Raw genomic sequence first — 18,226 nt, 5'->3', positions numbered from 1 at the left:
CAAAACAAGGAGGCTGGTAAACCAGACTCCTTGTTTCATTAACTAATATAATGCTTAATTTAAATTTATATCGTAATTAACTTAAACTGTTGTCGTTGCTAATTTATCACAAATTAAACCAGTTCATCTGCACATTCGCTGGCTTTAGCACGTGCAGCTGTCAATTCTGCCGCTAAATAATTCACATTCGGGCAGTTAAACATGTCATCTAATGTAGCAGATAGTTTACGACGCCAGTTCGGGTATTCGTCCACCGTACCAGGAACGTTAACAGGCTTATCCATCGCTAACCAATCTTCGAGCTGTAAACTCAACAAGCTACTTGAACCTGCGGCTAAATGTAATTGCAGGCTGTTACTCAGTGCTTGGTCCATCGGTACATAATCGGCATTACGGCCTACAGATTCAGCCAGTTTGCCGTGCCAAGAGACACTATTGAGTATTTCTTGTTTCGACTTGCTGCGATCATCAAACAGTCCATTTAGCTGAGATTGATCTGGATATAGGCCGATGGTTTGGCCTAATTTAAGATCTTCACAATGCCAGAAGCCACGTAATGTCGGCATATCATGCGTACATAAAGTTGCCATTGATTGCGGTTGGTAATGCGCAGGTGAGAAGTAACCACCATCCTCCGCAGTTTCAAAAAAGAATACTTTGTAAGAATGAATACCCGCTTCACTTAACAAGCTAACGATCTCGTCAGGTACAGTACCCAAATCTTCACCAATCACAGCGCACTGATGACGTTGGCTCTCTAACGCCAAAATAGCCAGCATATCTTGCACTGGATAATACATGTAAGCGCCAGACGTGGCTTTTTCACCTTTCGGTATCCACCACAGACGTAAAAGACCTAATACGTGGTCGATACGCAACGCACCACAATGCTGCATGTTGGCACGTAATAGCTGAATAAAAGCATCATAAGCAGTGGCTTTTAACTGCGCTGGATTCAGCGGTGGTAATCCCCAGTTCTGCCCTAAAGGACCTAATACATCCGGCGGCGCGCCAATGCTAACGTCTTGACATAAGGTGCCGTCATCAGCCCACACTTCCGCACCACTATCAGCAACACCCACCGCTAGATCGCGGTAAAGTCCCATGTGCATACCTTGTTCTAAAGCAAACTTCTGCACATCGCCAATCTGCTCATCAGCAACCCACTGCAAGTACATATATTGCTGAATGGCAGGTTGATTTTGTTTAATAAATGTTTGTACTGCATCGCTGTTAATATCACGTAGTTCAGCTGGGAATACTTGCCACCCCCACACGCTATCGTCTTTATCATGCAGTTGTCGATGCAACGCATCAAAGGTTGCTTGATGTAATAAGCTTTCACCCCCTTTAGCAACAAACGCAGTGAACGCTTGCGCTCGAGTGCTATTCGTCGCTAAGTGACGTTGCTGAAACTCGATAAATAACAGCGGTAACACACTCATTTTTAAACGTGATACTTCGCTGTAATCGACCCACTCCGTTGCACGTACCGCATGTAATCCTTGTTGAAATTCATTGCTACCAACACGTTGTTGCGCAGCAGAACATAAAGCAAATTCAGGCACTGCTGATACGTCAATGTATAACAGGTTTAACCAGCGACGCGATGATGGGCTGTACGGGCTAGCGCCTTCAGGGTTAGCTGGGAATAAAGAATGAATTGGGTTCAAGCCAACAAAGTTACCACCACGGGCAGCAATATCAGCCACCAGCTGTTTCAAATCGCCAAAGTCACCAATACCCCAGTTATGATCGGTTTTTAGGGTATACAACTGAATGCTTGGGCCCCAAGACTTATTACCCTGTGCAATCGCAGGCTGTTTGTAACACGCTTTCGGCGCAACAATCAGCGTCATTTCATACGGTGATTTACGACGACGGCGTAATACCTGCAATTGGTGATAACCCAAGGCTAAATCACCCGGTAACGAAAAGGTCAGCACCCCGCCTTTATCACGGGCATCGCTAACGATTTGTGATTGTAAGTAACCTTCAATCACTTCACCTTGTTCAGTGGTTAGCTGCCAGCTAAAGTCACTGACTCGAGCACTGCTGCCCAAGTTCAACTCTATGTGAATAGCTTCGCCTGCTTTAACGACTTTTACCGCCGCTAAAATCGGTGTTTGGTGTTTCTTATCAGCTGACGCCAGTAGTGCTTGTTCAGATTCGGTATCATAACCTAGCGCAGCTAATAAACTGGTTAGCGTTTCATCAGAAACTAATTCATTGTTACCCCAAGCGTTGGTATAGCTATCTGCTATACCCGCCTGTGCAGCAACTTGTTTCAGCACATTACTTTGTTCCATTCTATCCTCCATGAATACTTAACGGCTAACCGCGTTTAATTGCCAAATGTTGTTAGCATAATCACGAATACTGCGATCAGAGCTGAACTTACCATTACGTGCAGTGTTTAAAATTGCCATTTTTGCCCAGCCTTGCTGATCACAATATTGCTTATCAATGCGTGCTTGCGCTTGTACATAATCAGCAAAGTCAGCTAATGCCAGATACGGGTCGCCGCCTTCTAATAAGCTATGGCGCGTGGCATTCAATAAGCCAGGTTGACCCGGCGTAAATTCATCACCTTGTAATAAATCTAACGAAGCACGCAGTAATCGGTCTGAATTATAATAGTCATTGGCGTTATAACCTTGCGCCTGTAGTGCTTGTACTTCATCAACATTAAGACCAAAGATAAAGATGTTGTCATCGCCTACTTCTTCACGGATCTCAACGTTAGCACCATCCATCGTACCAATCGTCAATGCACCATTAAGTGCCATCTTCATATTACCGGTACCAGAGGCTTCTTTACCCGCTGTCGAGATCTGTTCTGACACATCTGCAGCTGGGATAATGATCTCGGCAAGGCTAACACGATAATCGGGCATAAATACTACTTTCAAGGTATCACCGATTCGCAGATCGTTGTTAATCTTTTCTGCCACCTTGTTAATTGCAAAGATAATTTCTTTAGCTAGCTCATATCCTGGCGCTGCTTTTGAAGCAAAAATAAACACTCGAGGCTGCATACTGAAATCAGCATCGTTAATTAAACGATGATACAGCGATAAAATATGTAATAAATTAAGGTGCTGGCGCTTATATTCATGCAGGCGTTTAATCTGTACATCAAAGATGGCATCTGGATTTAAGGTAATATCCATGTGCTCAGCAACCCAATCCGCTAAACGCTGTTTATTGGCTTTTTTCACTTGCATAAAGTCAGCTTGAAATTGACTATTGTCGGCAAATTTTTCTAATTTGGTTAACTGGTCGAGATCTTTTATCCAGCCATTACCAATTTTACTGCTAATCAAATCTGACAATAATGGGTTACAGAACTTCACCCAACGACGTGGCGTAACACCATTGGTGACGTTATGTAATCGACCCGGGAATAATTCATTAAACTCAGGGAATAAATCACGTTTCACTAGCTCGGAGTGCATTGCCGCCACACCGTTTACAGCGTAAGTACTGGCAACACATAAGTTCGCCATGCGTACGCGGCGCTCGCTACCTTCTTGGATAATTGACAGCTTGCGTAATTTATCTAAATCGTTTGGCCATTTGTCTGCAACTGCGCCCATTAGACGTAAGTTGATATCAAAAATGATCTCCATGTGACGTGGTAATAACGTCATCATCAAGTTTTCACCCCAAGTCTCTAGTGCCTCTGGCAGTAAAGTATGGTTAGTATAAGCAAAGGTTTTTGAGCTAATCGCCCACGCGTCATCCCAGCTTAACTTATGCTCATCAAGCAAGATGCGTAATAATTCCGGAATGGCAATCGTTGGATGGGTATCGTTAAGTTGAATAGACTCTAACTTAGCTAAATCGGTGATGGCATGACCAGCTGCTTTATGGCGACGTAAAATATCCGCAACCGAACAAGCACAATGAAAATACTGCTGCATTAAGCGAAGTTCTTTACCTTTATCGTGATTATCATTTGGATATAATACTTTGGTTAGGTTACCAGCTTGAATATTGCTCGCTTGCGCTGCAACATAATTACCTTCGTCAAAACGATCAAGATTAAACGGTGCAGGCGCTCGACATTCCCATAAACGCAGTGGATACACCGAATTATTGTTATAACCAACAATCGGTAAATCCCACGCCATACCTTCTACTTGTAAACCTGGTACCCAGCGGCGTTGGCTGATGCGATCATTATCTGTGTATTCTTCAACATGACCATAAAAACCGACTTTTTGCGCTAACTCAGGACGAATAACTTCCCAAGGGTAACCCGTTTCATCACGCCATACATCCGGCGCTTCTTGCTGACGTCCATCATCAAAGCTTTGCTTAAACAGACCATATTCATAATGTAAGCCATAACCCACTGCTGGGTATTCTTCAGCGGCGAGTGAATCCATGAAACAAGCAGCTAAGCGGCCTAAACCACCATTACCGAGTGCTGGGTCGCGCTCTTCTTCTAATAAGTCAGTGAGGTTTTGGCCAAACTCAGCCATCGCAACTGTTACGTCTTCATACAGGCCCATGCTAATCAGGTTATTACCCGTCAAACGGCCAATCAGAAATTCTAGTGAGAGGTAATTAACGCTACGGGCATTTTGTATTTTCGGATCTTGTTCGGTAGCCAACAAGTTCATTGTGGTTGTTTCTGCTAGCGCATACTCCATTGCTAAGCGCCACGTGTGGGCATCTGCTTGCGCTGGTACTGTGACTAGTTTTGTCGTTAGGTATCTATTAACGGCGGCTTGGAATGCTGTTTTATCAAAGCTTTTATTTACTGTCGATTTCATCTTACATCCTAATGTTAATACGGCACTTTTGTGTTAGTCCGGTTCTAATCTGGTTTTAAGATCAAAACGGCAGGTTCAAAGTTAAGGCTAAAGTTAAGGTTAAATTTAAAGTTAAAACTAAATAAATTTTCGATGGATGAATCTTGCCTTAATCCGTAAATGCCAACATCCTCCTACGCCTACAAATTCAAGGAGGAGTCGTTTAGGTGTAGTTTAGGTTTAGCCTAGGCGTAGATGTGTCGACTTCTAGATTGCATGCGAGTCAGCGTGATATGACTCGCGTTTTATGGGGGGGTATGAATTAATTTAAGTGATTTAAGTCGCGTTATTCGCCAATCTAGATCACCTTGCACTTGCCTAAACGTTAGAGAATTAAACAAGAGTTAAGCGAGAGTTAAACAAGCGACAGAGATTAAAAAGCACTAACCTAAGGAATTAACATTAAAACGGTTATGAAACAGCCGACATAATAATAGCGCGACTGCTTAGCCCAGCTTCCAATTTTACCGTTAAGCTAGCGATTGGCCGCGGATGCAGCGCTTCACCAGTCCAGAGATCTCGCCACATCACCGGAGAGTCTGCCACTAAAGTGTGCTCAACGGCCACCTTATCGGCGTAATTAAACAAACAGTGCAGTTGATACTGATGGGCTAATTTTAAAATACTGTGGTTATTGGCTAACGATTGGAACTGTGCCGATTCTTGGCTTAAGCGCTGACGAGTAAGTAGCTTAGTCCAAGTCGTCGAGCAAATGCCGTTAATAACGGTAACGGATCGCCAGATAAGGTTAAGCCACCAGCAGCCAAGATCACATCACGATGAAATACATAGTTTGCTTGCTCCGTACCTTGGTCAACTAACGACGTTAAGGTGATGCAATCAGGATCTATTTGCCATAATTGGCGATGCTGCCAACTACGATTAAACGTCTCTTTGGCTATTTGCTCAAAGCGCTCAGGTCGACGTTCAACATCATCAGATACCCGCATCGCATCGACTAATCCCAGCGACGGCCACATTGGCGCATTACAACCAAGCACCAAGGCATCACCCGCACCGTCAATAATCGCCTGCATGCCTAAACGATACGCTTCAACACCTGTGATGCCTTTCTGTAGTCGCTGACCACGTAAGCTACCCCAGTAATTTGCATCTAACTTAAATAACTCAACGCCCCACTCTTGCTGCATAGTGCGAACAACGTTAGTTAAATGTGTTTGCACTGCAACATTAGAAGTATCAAGGATATACCAAGGTGTGCAACGCCAACCGCCATAGGTAATATCTTCAGCTTTTAACAAATCGCCTTTTAACAAGTCATCATTAGCATGACGAATAAACCAATCAGGATGCTGTTTAAATATTTCAGATTCAGCTTGAGCGATAAACGGCGCTAACCAAATCGCTGGTTTCTTGCCCTGGGCTTTAATCGACTGTAACAAGCTTTTAATACCATTAGGAAATTTATCTGAAGGTGTTAACCAATCCCCCATGAAAGCCTGATAACCATCATCAAGCAGCACCCACTCCAACTCAGATTGGCCATGGCACATCACTTCAACATTATCTAAAATATGTTGCCCTGTTACCTGTGCGTAATAAGCATACCAAGAACACCAACCGACTGGCGCATCAGCAGTTACCCCAGTGCGACGCGGATGGTGTGATTGGATCTTAACAGTATAATCGGCATAGACATCAGCTAACACAGTGCCTTTAATGACAGTAATCGCCTCCATCTGCTGACTCCGCCAATCTTGCGTCTGCGTATGTTCACCATCAATAAAAGCCGTAATGTTAATACCTGCTTGCTGTGGTTGGATCTCAAAATAACCAGCAAAACGATGACACGAGGTAAAACCAAATAAGGTAAATCCATCGGTTTGTTCAATGACTAAATAATTATAAAACCGCTTCGCTGCATGTTCAGGGTATAAACGATAACTGGCACTATTATCGGGGCAACGGCCAATATCTTGTGGGGCATTCAACCTACCACCCGTTTGCGCCAACATCTGAAACCCATCACCGAGGATTTTGGCATCCTGTTCAAGCTGCGTAGGAAACTGCAGCACAGCAAAGTGATCATCAATTATCTGGTTATCTAGCCCATTAAATTGCAGCGTAATTTGCTCATTCATGAGTGCATAACTGAGGTCGGATTGCAGTGGAATAGCGATTTGAGAATTAGCAAATATCATTGAAGTCATGTCAATAACCTTATAAATATTGTTGAAATAATAATACGTTACTCCTAGTCACCCGCTTTGGGGGATTTTAATGGTGTTTTTGTGGTGTTTTTGTGGTGTTTTTGTGGTATTTGAATGTAACAAAGTGAAACAAACAATGGGCCAATCACCGTTTTTAACATTACATTTAGGTATTATTAAATGATAAAAATAAATATTGAAAACGATAAGACACGACCTTGCCTTTATAATCGGAAAATAAGAAAAGCTTATGTGGATCACATCAAAATTAAATCGCCCAACTCGTTTACACAATTCGATTTCTCGCACCCGTATTTTAGGTCACCTCGAAGAAGCGGCATTTAATAAATTAGTCTTATTTCGATCGCCTGCCGGTTACGGTAAAACCACCATGGCAGCCCAGTGGCTAAAAGATCACAGCCAAGTGGCTTGGTTTAATATTGATGAAACCGATAACGATACCTTTCGTTTTGTGAACTATTTTATTCAAGCAATTAATAAGGTTACCGAGCAATCTTGCCTCAATTCGCAAGCATTGGCCGAGCGTCGCCAATACAGTTCGCTGCCGAATTTATTCAGTGAATTGTTTGCCGAACTAGCGAATTATCAAAGTGACTTTTATCTAGTATTAGATGATTATCACTGTATTAACAATGATGAGATCCATGAAGGTCTACGTTTCTTTCTTAAATACATGCCTGCAAACTGCACATTAGTCGTCACCAGTCGTACTTTACCACCGTTGAATACTGCTAACTTACGTATTCGCGATTTGCTCATTGAACTAGACAGTGAACTGTTAGCCTTTGATGACCAAGAAATAGCGCAATTTTTTGAACAACGTATTGGTTCTATCCTCAGCGATGCCGAGATCAAAGCATTACAAGAAAAGATAGAAGGCTGGCCATCGGCATTACAGCTAATCGCCCTGCAAGTAAAACAGAAACAGCACAGTGTGGCTGAATCGACCGAATGGATATCGCAAATCAAGCAATCGCATTTGTGGGACTATTTAGCCGAAGAAGTATTTGATTTATTGGATGAACCATTACAAGTATTTTTAATGCAGTGCTCAGTCTTTACTATTTTCAATACCAGCTTAATTACCGAGTTTTTTGATAATGAAGCCGCCAATAATTTACTCGAATCGTTAGACAAACACGGACTATTCCTGCATTCCCTTGAGGGGGAACAGCACTGGTATCGCTTCCACAATTTGTTCGCTGATTTTTTGAAACACCAGCGCCATACCAAGCTAGCCCAAAGCAGCAAGCAGTTACATAAAGATGCCGCGCGCGCTTGGTTAAAACATGATAATCCCCAACAAGCCCTGTTCCATGCCCAACGCGCTAAAGACAGTTCGCTAACCGCCGAGATCTTATTAGCACACGGTTGGCACATGTTTAATCAAGGTGAATTAGAGAACTTAGAAACCACCATCAGTCTATTACAGCCGGATACCTTATATCAAAGTCCGCGCCTGCCGTTATTACGCGCTTGGTTAGCCCAAAGCCAACACAGTTATGATCAAGTTGGCGATTTGTTGGCGCAAGCATTAATCGAATTAACACAGCGTAATATCGAGCTTAGCATAGCCCAACAAGGCGAGTTTAATGCCCTGCGCGCACAAGTAGCGATAAATCAGAACAACCCAGAGTTAGCCCTGCAACTGGCTGAAAATGCACTAGAACAGTTAGACCCAAGTAATTACCGCAGTCGCATTGTCGCCACTTCGGTGATAGGTGAAGTAAACCATGTACTCGGTCACTTAGATCGCGCGTTATCCATGATGCAACAAGCAGAGCGCATGGCACGTCAGTATCATGTTTATCCGCAAGCATTATGGTCGCTGTTACAACAAAGCGAAATATTAATTGCTCAAGGTCATATCCAATCGGCGTTTGAATTACTCGACAGCGCCGATCAATTGGCTGATAAACAACATCTACAACAATTGCCTTTGTATGAATTTTTACAACGTATTCGCAGTCAAATTTATTGGCGCTGGAATCATTTAGACCTAGCGGAAGAATATGCGCATAAAGGCTTAAATGTATTACCGAAATATTGCCAGTCTAAACACCTACAATCGTATGCCATCTTAGCGCGCGTGCATATATCGCGTGGTGAACTGGATAAAGCCGGTCGTTACATCGACTTGTGTGGCGAGCTTATCGAACAGTCAGACTTCCATGCCGACTGGATAGCCAATGCTAACTTTTCTCAATTGCTGTACTGGCAAGCAAAAGGCATGACGAGCGCTGTAGAGCAGTGGTTACAACAAAGCCAACCCGTCGCTGACAACGCCTGTAATCACTTTACCCAGAGTCACGGTCGTAATATCACCCGAGCTTACTTGCTGACAGAGAATTACAGCCAAGCATTGCAAACGTTAGCGCATTTACAACAGGCCGCTACGCAACATCAACTGGCCTTTGAACAACAAAAAAATGCCACTTTAGAAGCCGTTGTTTACAGCCAAGCAGGCGATGAAGCTCAAGCGCTAGATAAATTACAGACCGCATTGACGATGGCAAACAGCACCAGTTCTATTTGTGACTTTTTGATTGACGCTAAAGTGATTGCAGAATTACTTAATAGCTTATTAAAACAAGGCCACATGGCAGAATTAGAACGCTATCGCGCTGAGAAACTACTCGCTGAAATGTCGATAAAACGTCACAACCGAGCGGTTTATTTTGATAAGGATTTTGTGCATAAACTATTGAACAATCAAGATGTGCCAGAACTGATCCGCACTAGCCCACTGACCCATCGAGAGTGGCAAGTATTAGGGTTGATTTACTCACGTTACAGTAATGAGCAGATCTCGATAGAATTAGACGTCGCTTCAACGACCATCAAAACCCATATTCGCAATCTGTATCAAAAGTTGAATATTGCTAATCGTAAAGAAGCGATTGAAACTGCAGAAAATTTATTGAAGATGATTGGCTATTAACGCTAAACACTTGCTCTCTTAAAACCAGTGGTAGCCTAGATGCTAGCGGTCGATATCAAGATCGCACCGTTAGCATATTACTGGCTAACACAGCACGGTAAGCATTTTGTCTATATTCGCCAAGCTAATGCCGCCCATCTGTTCCGGGTCAGCTAACGCGTAGATATAACCTTCTATATCGCTGTAATCCAGTTCATCTCGACATTCGATAAAATTAGACCAAAGTGCTAAATCATCGGCGTCGATATCACCTGACATGTACTTGGTTAATACCAGAATCAGCGCGTGACTATCAACACTAATTACTTCAAAACTCGGATCCCAACCAAACTGAGCCAATGCGCTAACCGCCGCGTCTCGCTGTTCACCAAAGGTTATAATTTGCTGCAGTGCTTGTTGTCTATTCATTGTTTATTACAACCATTCTCTGTGCTTGTGGCATGCTATATATGTGCACTCTATCACTAAAATACAACACGTTAACGAATACGATAACAAAAAGCACATTTGCTTAACTATATTTAGGGTTCAATAGGGAATTAAAGGTTGGGTTATGAGTACTTTTTGGTTTGACAATATATCGATTCAAAAAAAATATTAATAGCTTTCACGCTCCCAGCCCTGTTATTCATTGCAGTATCTGGTCTCGTTTATCAAAACACGCAATCTATGTCAAAAGATAACGATTGGGTAACGCATACACACCAAGCTATCGCCAGAACGCATGAATTATTAACCTTCACTGTCGACATGGAGACTGGTCTACGGGGTTATCTCATTACTGGGGATGAGGTATTTTTAGAACCATACAACAAAGCATTTTTTGAATGGAGCAGTAAAATAAACACACTATCTCAACAGGTGATGGATAACCCCCCTCAGGTGGAACGCTTGAACAGAATAGACCAGTTACATGAGCAATGGCTCAACACGGTGGCACAACAGCAGATAAATAAGCGTCAATTAGTCAACCAAGGCATTATCCCATTAAATAAGGTTATTGAGAGTGCCCAAGGAGCAGACGGGAAACAAATCATCGATGCTATTAGAGTGGAAATCAATAACTTCATTCAGATAGAGCTATCCTTAATTGAAACTCGGATAGCGGATGCAAAGGCGTCAGCATCTAACACCACTTATACTTTGCTATTCGGCACCTTACTATCAGCACTTGTAGTTTTGCTCATATCAATGTGGATATCAGGCCGCTTAAAACAACAATTTAATGTCCTATTAGATGCCACGAACGAGGTTTCATCAGGTAATCTAGTTCAAGGGCTTAACATTTTAAAATCCCCTAACCGTATCGCCGGTTTTGATGAGATAGGCTGCGTAACCACTGGCTTCATTAGCATGGTCGATGCGTTAATCAATCACAATAATAATGCCGTTGAGTACAATAATAAATTAAAAGAGGCCGTTTCAAAAGCCGAGGCAGCAACAAGAGCTAAGTCTAATTTCTTATCGACCATGAGTCACGAAATCAGAACGCCAATGAATGGTGTGCTCGGTGTTTCGCAAATGATTCTAGCAGAGACCAAGGAAGAAGAAACGAAACAAAACGCCAACATCATTCTCGACTCTGGGAAGCATTTAGTCACAGTACTCAACGACATACTAGGCTTATCCAAAATTGAGGGCCATAAGTTAAGCCTTGAAAAAATCCCGTTTTATTTAACTGATATTATCAGCCCCATCTTCGGCACAATTAAACCGCTGGCTGAAGAGAAAGGAATTGAACTCATTATCGATAACAAAGTAGCATCCAATGTTGAATTCACTGGTGACGTATCTCGTTTGAGACAGATCATCTACAATCTAATTGGTAATGCGATTAAATTTACTGAAAAAGGCAGTATTTCACTAACCACCTTTGCAAATCAAGCAGATAAAATGCTGTCCATCACTATCGCAGACACTGGCATTGGTATCCCCCAAGATAAGCAAAGTACTATATTTAACGCCTTTGAACAGGCTGACACCTCAACCACTCGCAAGTTTGGTGGTACAGGACTAGGCTTAACGATCGTGAAGAAATTAGTTGAACTGATGGGCGGAGAAATCAAGGTCAGTAGCGTTGAAGGTGCTGGCACTAAATTCATTATATTACTTCCCCTACCTTGGGCTGAAAAACGACTTGTAAGCAAAGAGGAAAATAAGGGAGTACAAACGTCTTTTACTGAGATAACAGCAGAACTGAATATTCTAATCGTGGAAGATAACCGTGTTAATGCGATGGTTGCCAAGAGCTTTTGCACGAAACAAGGATTTAATGTCGACACTGCAGCCAACGGCTTAATTGCGACTCAAATGGTACAAGATAAAAAGTTTGACCTCATCATTATGGATAACCATATGCCTGAAATGAACGGTATCGAAGCGACACGGTTTATCCGGCAAGAACTTGGTATGGATACGCTCCTATTTGCCTATACCGCGGATGTATTTCAAGAAGCCCATGATGGTTTTATCGAGGCGGGTGCCGACCATATATTGACTAAACCGATGCAGAAAGATAGCTTCAAGCAAGCGCTATCGCTCTTCTCGTCAAGGCTAATGAAACAAGACCATAGCAATGTCACCGTGCTATACAGAGAAGCCACAGATAAACTGCAACTTACGGAAGAAGAACTGACTAATTCACCACACTTCAACACACTTTACGACAATCAATATGAGTTAGTGAAAAACTTAGAATCGATTATTGTCGTATTTAATCAAGCGATAGATGTATTGCTTGATTCCTATGTCGAGAAAGATTGCCAAACAATGCTCGTGAGCGTAAAAATATTACGGTCTACCGCTGAAACATGGGGTATTGATGGGTTAGTGTCGCTGTTACACGAGATCGAAACGGCACTAGAGCATGACAAATATCCTGAGATAGATAAATTACAAATGGTCATCAATCGATTACAAGTTAATATCCATCAAGCTCAGCGTGTTCTGAAGTTGAATACGGATGATGTAAAACACACTGAATCTGTGCATTGATTATTGCAAGTATTAACGCGTGACTATCGACACTCATCACTTCAAAACTCGGTTCCCAGCCAAACGTAGCCAATGCGCTAAGCGCCATGTCACCTTGTTCGCCAAATGCTATAATCTGCTGTAATACTTACTGACTGCTGCTGAAATAGCGACTGCAATTAATCATTACCCTACTACCGACGTTTGGTTTTGTGGCCCGGTCAAATTCGGTCATGTACTAAAATCATATTTTGTTAAGGCGGGATTAGCGCAGCATGATTTTCATCAAGAAGCATTTGATATGCGTTAACGGCACGCTCACCGTTTCAGCTTTGGTTATAAATTTTTCAGGTAAGCTGCTCCACCTAATGATCGCACTGCCTTGTTAATTTGTGCCGCGCGGCTTAACACATAAGAGGAAGGGTTTGCCGCAGACATTCGTTTTGGATTTGGTAATACCGCAGCTAACAGCGCGGCCTGATGAGCACTAATGCGTGCGGCTGAACGGGAAAATAATTTTCGACTCGCAGTTCCAACGCCATACACTGCGGGTGCGAATTCAACCACATTAAGATAAATCTCTAAAATTCTGCGTTTCGGTAAAAACACCTCTATCAAGATGGTGAAGTATGCTTCGACCCCTTTTCTAACTAGGCTGCGTCCGGGCCACAAATAAAGGTTTTTAACCAGTTGTTGGCTAATGGTGCTCGCTCCACGCGTTTGTTTTCGATTTTCTGTTAATGCTTTATAAAGAGAATCAAAATCAAAACCTAAATGGTCGGGAAATTTCTGATCTTCCGATGCAATGATCGCAATGGGTAGCGTTTTAGCAATGTTTTCATAGGCCACCCAATCTAGCGAGATTATTTTTTTGTCGGTAAACATCTCTTGAATAATAAAGGTGGTGGTAAAAGGATTCAACCAACGTAAAGGCAGGGTCAGCATGATACTAGCTATAAACAAGCTAGAGAAAGTAATCATGACATAACCTAATACGCGCTTTTTAAAACTCTTCTTATGAGACTTTCTGTTATTTTTCATTGCTAATAATCTAAGAAAATTTAGTTTTATTATAGCAACATTATTTATTTTTAATGATTAAATCAGTGATGTTGAAGTGGTGGATGAGTAAAACTAGTGATGAGTTTATAGGTTGCTATATGTGCTGCGAGTAAAAATAGTTTAAGCTGAACATCCTAAGCCATTGATGGACAGGAATGGCTTAGATCTATTGTACTACCGATGGTAAAACACGTTAGATTTTATAGGGTAAGCGAAGGCGTCTAACTAACGCCCTCACCCCGATTAAACATAACATGCGTTATACGCAGTTATGTACGCTTTACCGCTACAACTGAAAAAGTATGCCACCACTTGGTTTTACCCAAAGAGGTATTACCTTGTTCGTCGCGCTCATGAAATCTAATAATTTCGAAATTTTCAAATAAGGTAGATATTTTCTGTTTGGTTAACGGTGCAGTATCACTACGATAACCTTTTGCCCAACTGTCATTCTCACCCATGAAATCACCAGAAAAGACACCGCCAATTTGGAGGTTAGATTCTATTGATAACCAAGTACTTTCAAAAGCGGCTGCTTCAGCAAAAAACAAGCTAGAGTTAGCAATGATGACACCTGATTGCGGGTAGTTAAAACTTTCAAAGGAAGCTTGTGATATATCAATCATAGCATTGTCGCTAAAACGGTCATCACAAATAGAGATTGAATCAGGATTTATATCGAAACCATGAACTTGGTAACCTTGTTGGTTAAGAAATGAAACGTCACTACCCGTGCCACAGCCACAATCAATGGCTACATTTAGGCCAGACTCGTTGAGCTTTACTGCAAATTCAGTCCTAGGTGAATGCTTACGGTTCAGTGATTTTTCGTAGTATTGTTGCCAAATTGCGGTGTTTTTGTCCATTGTTAAAAAAATCCTTTCTTCAAAGTACTAGTGTGAACAAAACAATACTTTTTTAATACAAATATCTTTCTCGAAATACTGAATTGGCATACCTTGATACACTCCTTGCTCACAAGATTCAAAGCCGAGCTTGAAAAGTATATGCTGAGATGCCGTATTCTCAGGTTCAGTTAACGCTAAAACATTCTTATATCCAAGTTCAGCAGCAAGCACTAATATGGCTTCACTGGCTTCAAATGCGTAACCTTTACCTCTAGCAGACAGTTTTAAGCGATAACCTAATTCGACAGCTGCATTATTGTTATATTCGAATGACTCAATACCGCAGTATCCAATTAAATCATTAGTTGATAATTCGATCACCGCAAGCTTACCAATGCCGTGATTTTTAAAGGCGTTTAAGAGTAATTCAAAGCGAGATTCAGCTTGCGATTGCTTCATTGCACCTGTCGGAGAGTACACCATGAAATCAGCATCTTTTAATAGCGTCACGACTGCCTCTTCGTCACTTTCAACAAACTTTCGTAATATGAGTCGTTCTGTAAATAACATTTATATCATCCCTGTATTTGACGTCGAACTAACTGTCTTCACAAAACCGAAATAGGTATCCATTAGGGTCTTGCACAATGAATTGTTTTTGAATAGCTAGCTGCTTGTTACATTCGTAGGTTTTAGTTTCCAGTTCCATATAAATAGAGCTTGGTGATAATGATTGAATACGATCATATATATTATCAATATCGTTTGTATCCCACTGAAAATTAACACCACGGCCAAATGGTACATTCATATCACCCGTTAGCCACTTTCTTCCTACGCTATTTAACCCCTCTAGCATCAAATCAACACCATCTAGGGTTAGAAATAGAAACTGCTCTTCTGGACGTTGATACTTAATGCTAAAGCCTAGAATATCAATATAAAAGTGCTTACTTACATCGATATCAACACAATAAAGCTCTGGTACAACTCTTAAACTCATCAATAGACTCCGATTATTGAAACTGTAGTGGAATAATTAATTTGGCTTCCTCGTTGGAGGATTTTTAGATCTAGGGCTAGAATCGTCGATATACGGCCTATTGAACATAAAGGTGATAATGCGCATAACGATGATCAACAGACTAAATGTTGCTATTTTAGTTTATGTAAACGGTCTATGTCACTTCAGCATGCTCTTAATTAAACCACATAACACTGATGCTAAATAACAATATAATTGAAATTGTAAGTAGCAAAAATAAAATATCTTTAACATTCATTAATGGCCCGTAAGGTATTTATTTACACCTTACGGGGGACAACTAAATTCTTCATTGGTGCTAAATTATCAAAATTGATAATTTAGCGTAAAGATGAATACATCGGTTTGGAGTGCAGTCTCAAAACCAAATCCTTTATAGTGGAAAGTAATAGTTGGAGATATCAGAGGGGTAATACCAAATAGCTGCACACTGTTATCCTCCTTTGAATATCCAGTTATTCCACCTAGCCTAAAACCTAGATCCGCCCAATCATTTAAAGGCCATTTCTTATGGTAGGAAAACATATATGAGCGATTGTAGAATGAATTGTTCATAGTAGAAATTTCAAAGCCTTTATATCCCAATCCCATTATTTGATTGTTTTCATTTCTATCTCTAGAGCTAAGGTGGTACGTTCTGCCTGTATAGGTGACTACGATGCCTTTATCATCATAAAAAGAGTTATCGATGAAATCACGATAAACAGTTTGGTAAAAAGGTTCGTTATCAGGCTGCTCGTTTTCTTGTTTAGAAGCTTGAGAATATAAAGGTAGTGATAGGCAACAAAAGGAAACAAAACGATATAAATAATTCATATTAAAACTTTAATGTTATTAAATGCGAAATATATATCCTCATAGGTGTAAAAAAAGTATATGGATATTGGTGTACTCAGTCAGCATATAGATAAAATCGTCCCTGAGCGGCCTATTGAACATAAAGGTGATAATGCGCTGTGTCATTTCACCACTCAGGCAAAAAGTCCTCTCTAACGCTTATTTTACCCCTTTAAAACCAATTCTAACCCGTAATACTGGATGGATCATTTTGCACTGTTATGGTGAATCTCACTTCCACGTTAATTTTGATTGAAAAGTTTATTTATAATGCTTTTGTAATATGGGATACAAGTCGCAATAGGGTGCTGTTGTGATATGACAAATACCTCACATGAGCAAATGTATGCGCAAACCAATATTTTCATATTATGAGTGAGTAACTGCTCTAACACAGTTTGGGGAAAACCTTCTTAGAGTGATTAAACTAGCCAACAGCCATCGCTTCCACACTCACCCCACAAACAGCAAAGCCATCGCTTCCACACTCACCCCACAAACAGCAAAGCCAGCGGGCAACGCCTCTTTCAAAAAAGAAACATCACCCACTGGCTTAAATTATACAAACATCGTTACAAACGAACTAACCTTTCACACCACCAGACGTTAAGCCGCCAACTAACCAGCGCTGTGCCACTAAGAACACCGCAGTGATAGGTAATGCTGATAACACGGCCGCTGCTGCAAAGTCACCCCACAGGTAGTTTTGTGGATACAAGTACTGCTGCATGCCAACCGCTAACGTGTAGTTGTTCACATCAGACAATAATAACGACGCCACTGGCACTTCGGTTACCGCCGCAATAAACGCAAGGATAAATACCACAGCCAAAATAGGCACCGACAATGGCAACAGCACTAAACGGAATGCTTGCCAAGGCGTCGCCCCATCCAATGCCGCTGCTTCTTCTAATGAACCATCAATCGATTCGAAGTAACCTTTAATCGTCCATACATGCAGTGCAATACCGCCAAGATAAGCGAAGATCAAACCACCGTGGGTATTCAGTCCCAAGAACGGCACATACTGACCTAACTTATCGAACAAAGCATACAAAGCCACCAGCGCTAATACCGCAGGGAACATTTGGAAGATCATCATCGCTTTTAAGATAGTGTCTTTACCACCGAAGCGTAAACGTGCGAACGCATAAGCCGATGTCGTTGATAACGCCACAATCATCACCGACGATATCGCCGCGACTTTTACCGAGTTCCACAACCACAACAACACTGGGAATGGCGGCGGTGTAATACTGCCATCAGCATTCGTTACCGAGAAGCCTAGGGCTAAACGCCAGTGATCTAATGTCGGTGATGTTGGAATAATGCCACCTGTTGCGAAGTTACCTTCACGAAACGAAATTGCCACTACCATTACCAATGGGAAAATAATCACTACTAGCAGCGCGCAGAGCGCCAAATGGGCAGCCCACACACGATATTTTAATGATTTCCCTTGTACCATAGCCATACTATTATTCCTTCTAATTTGTCTGTTACTA

General features: G+C 41.7%; 13 protein-coding genes. 2 read left to right on the top strand and 11 right to left on the bottom strand.

Annotation, left to right across the window (positions count from 1 at the left end):
* Positions 1 to 113: 113 nt before the first annotated feature.
* The 4 genes from malQ to FR932_RS02450 all read right to left on the bottom strand — a co-directional run bounded on the left by malQ (position 114) and on the right by FR932_RS02450 (position 6,994).
* On the bottom strand, positions 114 to 2,309 hold the full coding sequence (malQ, locus tag FR932_RS02460) for a 4-alpha-glucanotransferase (RefSeq protein ID WP_019441299.1): 2,196 nt from the start codon (positions 2,307 to 2,309) through the stop codon (positions 114 to 116).
* Positions 2,310 to 2,327: 18 nt separating this feature from the next.
* On the bottom strand, positions 2,328 to 4,784 hold the full coding sequence (locus FR932_RS02455) for a glycogen/starch/alpha-glucan phosphorylase (protein WP_019441298.1): 2,457 nt from the start codon (positions 4,782 to 4,784) through the stop codon (positions 2,328 to 2,330).
* Positions 4,785 to 5,234: 450 nt separating this feature from the next.
* Positions 5,235 to 5,411, bottom strand: a complete 177-nt coding sequence (locus FR932_RS21520; RefSeq protein ID WP_196805529.1) for a hypothetical protein — start codon at positions 5,409 to 5,411, stop codon at positions 5,235 to 5,237.
* An 80-nt stretch (positions 5,412 to 5,491) separates the two neighbouring features.
* On the bottom strand, positions 5,492 to 6,994 hold the full coding sequence (locus FR932_RS02450; protein WP_196805528.1) for a glycoside hydrolase family 36 protein: 1,503 nt from the start codon (positions 6,992 to 6,994) through the stop codon (positions 5,492 to 5,494).
* Between the two features lie 250 nt (positions 6,995 to 7,244).
* Between FR932_RS02450 and malT the strand changes: the two genes are divergently transcribed.
* Positions 7,245 to 9,956 (top strand): HTH-type transcriptional regulator MalT, encoded by a 2,712-nt coding sequence (malT, locus tag FR932_RS02445; RefSeq protein WP_019441296.1) that lies wholly within the window; start codon positions 7,245 to 7,247, stop codon positions 9,954 to 9,956.
* Between the two features lie 84 nt (positions 9,957 to 10,040).
* On the opposite strand, the gene FR932_RS02440 is transcribed toward malT, so the two are convergent.
* Positions 10,041 to 10,364, bottom strand: a complete 324-nt coding sequence (locus FR932_RS02440) for a hypothetical protein (protein WP_019441295.1) — start codon at positions 10,362 to 10,364, stop codon at positions 10,041 to 10,043.
* 261 nt (positions 10,365 to 10,625) lie between these two features.
* On the opposite strand from FR932_RS02440, the gene FR932_RS02435 reads away from it, so the two are divergent.
* Entirely contained in the window at positions 10,626 to 12,950 is a 2,325-nt protein-coding gene (locus tag FR932_RS02435; RefSeq protein WP_019441294.1) for a CHASE3 domain-containing protein, read from the top strand.
* Between the two features lie 315 nt (positions 12,951 to 13,265).
* On the opposite strand, the gene mtgA is transcribed toward FR932_RS02435, so the two are convergent.
* From mtgA to malG, 6 genes are all read right to left on the bottom strand, one after another.
* A complete protein-coding gene (mtgA, locus tag FR932_RS02430; protein ID WP_081588318.1) occupies positions 13,266 to 13,970 on the bottom strand; it encodes a monofunctional biosynthetic peptidoglycan transglycosylase in 705 nt (234 codons plus the stop codon).
* Between the two features lie 290 nt (positions 13,971 to 14,260).
* Complete coding sequence (locus tag FR932_RS02425; RefSeq protein ID WP_019441292.1) at positions 14,261 to 14,857, bottom strand: class I SAM-dependent methyltransferase; 597 nt, start codon at positions 14,855 to 14,857, stop codon at positions 14,261 to 14,263.
* Between the two features lie 27 nt (positions 14,858 to 14,884).
* Positions 14,885 to 15,409 (bottom strand): GNAT family N-acetyltransferase, encoded by a 525-nt coding sequence (locus tag FR932_RS02420; protein WP_019441291.1) that lies wholly within the window; start codon positions 15,407 to 15,409, stop codon positions 14,885 to 14,887.
* A gap of 28 nt (positions 15,410 to 15,437) precedes the next feature.
* Positions 15,438 to 15,842, bottom strand: a complete 405-nt coding sequence (locus FR932_RS02415) for a bleomycin resistance protein (RefSeq protein WP_019441290.1) — start codon at positions 15,840 to 15,842, stop codon at positions 15,438 to 15,440.
* A 348-nt stretch (positions 15,843 to 16,190) separates the two neighbouring features.
* Positions 16,191 to 16,700, bottom strand: coding sequence for a hypothetical protein (locus FR932_RS02410; RefSeq protein WP_019441289.1), 510 nt, complete (start codon positions 16,698 to 16,700; stop codon positions 16,191 to 16,193).
* A 604-nt stretch (positions 16,701 to 17,304) separates the two neighbouring features.
* Positions 17,305 to 18,195 carry a maltose ABC transporter permease MalG gene (malG, locus tag FR932_RS02405; RefSeq protein ID WP_019441288.1) on the bottom strand — a complete coding sequence of 297 codons (891 nt, stop codon included), beginning with the start codon at positions 18,193 to 18,195 and terminating at the stop codon, positions 17,305 to 17,307.
* Between the last annotated feature and the right edge of the window lie 31 nt (positions 18,196 to 18,226).

This window comes from Moritella marina ATCC 15381 (assembly GCF_008931805.1).
Taxonomy (GTDB): domain Bacteria; phylum Pseudomonadota; class Gammaproteobacteria; order Enterobacterales; family Moritellaceae; genus Moritella; species Moritella marina.
This window is presented reverse-complemented; position numbering and strand designations above follow the sequence as displayed.

Coding starts and splice junctions, on each gene's coding strand:
- malQ (WP_019441299.1), bottom strand. CDS start 2,309: ATGGAACAAAGTAATGTGCTGAAACAAGTTGCTGCACAGGCGGGTATA.
- FR932_RS02455 (WP_019441298.1), bottom strand. CDS start 4,784: ATGAAATCGACAGTAAATAAAAGCTTTGATAAAACAGCATTCCAAGCC.
- FR932_RS02450 (WP_196805528.1), bottom strand. CDS start 6,994: ATGACTTCAATGATATTTGCTAATTCTCAAATCGCTATTCCACTGCAA.
- malT (WP_019441296.1), top strand. CDS start 7,245: ATGTGGATCACATCAAAATTAAATCGCCCAACTCGTTTACACAATTCG.
- FR932_RS02440 (WP_019441295.1), bottom strand. CDS start 10,364: ATGAATAGACAACAAGCACTGCAGCAAATTATAACCTTTGGTGAACAG.
- FR932_RS02435 (WP_019441294.1), top strand. CDS start 10,626: ATGTCAAAAGATAACGATTGGGTAACGCATACACACCAAGCTATCGCC.
- mtgA (WP_081588318.1), bottom strand. CDS start 13,970: ATGAAAAATAACAGAAAGTCTCATAAGAAGAGTTTTAAAAAGCGCGTA.
- FR932_RS02425 (WP_019441292.1), bottom strand. CDS start 14,857: ATGGACAAAAACACCGCAATTTGGCAACAATACTACGAAAAATCACTG.
- FR932_RS02420 (WP_019441291.1), bottom strand. CDS start 15,409: ATGTTATTTACAGAACGACTCATATTACGAAAGTTTGTTGAAAGTGAC.
- FR932_RS02415 (WP_019441290.1), bottom strand. CDS start 15,842: ATGAGTTTAAGAGTTGTACCAGAGCTTTATTGTGTTGATATCGATGTA.
- FR932_RS02410 (WP_019441289.1), bottom strand. CDS start 16,700: ATGAATTATTTATATCGTTTTGTTTCCTTTTGTTGCCTATCACTACCT.
- malG (WP_019441288.1), bottom strand. CDS start 18,195: ATGGCTATGGTACAAGGGAAATCATTAAAATATCGTGTGTGGGCTGCC.